Annotated in this window: 2 protein-coding genes; one reads left to right on the top strand and one right to left on the bottom strand. The window is 73.1% G+C overall.

The features are described 5' to 3' along the window. The coding region (locus AB0L34_RS34330) for a DedA family protein (RefSeq protein ID WP_363709838.1) at positions 1 to 546 on the bottom strand (546 nt) is incomplete at its 3' end. 66 nt (positions 547 to 612) lie between these two features. Here AB0L34_RS34330 and AB0L34_RS34325 point away from each other — a divergent pair. Further along, the coding region (locus AB0L34_RS34325; protein ID WP_363709840.1) for a carbon-nitrogen hydrolase family protein at positions 613 to 1069 on the top strand (457 nt) is incomplete at its 3' end.

Raw genomic sequence — 1069 nt, 5'->3', positions numbered from 1 at the left:
GTACCCGGCGAGCACGAACGTGGTGTTCCAGATCAGGCTGCCCAGCGCGGTGTAGAGCAGGAACACCGGCACCGGCATGCGTTCCACCCCGGCCGGAATGGAGATGAGACTGCGGAAGATCGGAATCATCCGGCCGAAGAACACCGCCTTGACGCCGTGGCGCAGGAACCACGCCTCGGTGCGGTCCACGTCCTCCAGCTTGATCAGCGGCAGCCGCTCGGCCAGGGCGCGCATCCGGTCCCGCCCGAGGGCCGCGCCGATGTAGTAGAGCGCCAGCGCGCCCACGATCGACCCGATCGTGGTCCAGACGATCGCACCGACCAGGCTCATCCTGCCCTGGCTCGCGGTGAAGCCGGCCAGCGGCAGGATCACCTCGCTGGGGATGGGCGGGAACAGGTTCTCCAGCGCCACCGCGAGGCCGGCGCCGGGACCGCCGAGCCGTTCCATCAGGCCGGTGACCCAGCCGGTCACTCCGTCACCGGACGGCTCTGCCGCCCGCGCGGCGCTCACCCGGGGGCCGGCGAGCAGCTGTGCGTTTCCGATCATCCGACCAACGTTACGGGGCGAAGCTGCGGACGACCACGCGTCATGGAAACCATTATCGTGTACGCCATGCGTACGCCGTTGCGGATCGCCGTCGCCCAGCCGCTCACCCGCTCCGGCGACGTCGCGGGCAACGCGGCACGGCACGCCGACGCCGTGCGCGCCGCCGCGGCCCGCGTGGTGGTCTTCCCGGAGATGTCACTGACCGGGTACGAACTGGACGCCGCGCCGCTGGACCCGGACGATCCCCGGCTCGCGCCGCTGCGCGCGGCGTGCGCCGAGACCGGGACGCTGGCGCTGGCCGGCGCGCCGGTGCCCGGATCGCACATCGGGGTGCTCGCGGTCGACGCCGAGGGCGTGCGGGTGGCGTACCGGAAGATGTGCCTGGGTGGCGCGGAGCCGCAGCACATGCGGCCGGGCCGGGAGCCGGCGGTGCTCGATGTGGACGGCTGGCGGCTGGGCCTGGCGGTGTGCAAGGACACCGGCACGCCGGAGCACGCGGCGGCGACGGTGGCGCTCGGCGCGG

This window comes from Micromonospora sp. NPDC052213, from assembly GCF_040679695.1.
Classification (GTDB): Bacteria; Actinomycetota; Actinomycetes; order Mycobacteriales; family Micromonosporaceae; genus Micromonospora.
The sequence above is the reverse complement of the archived record's forward strand: the minus strand, read 5'-3'. Positions and strand labels throughout refer to the sequence as shown.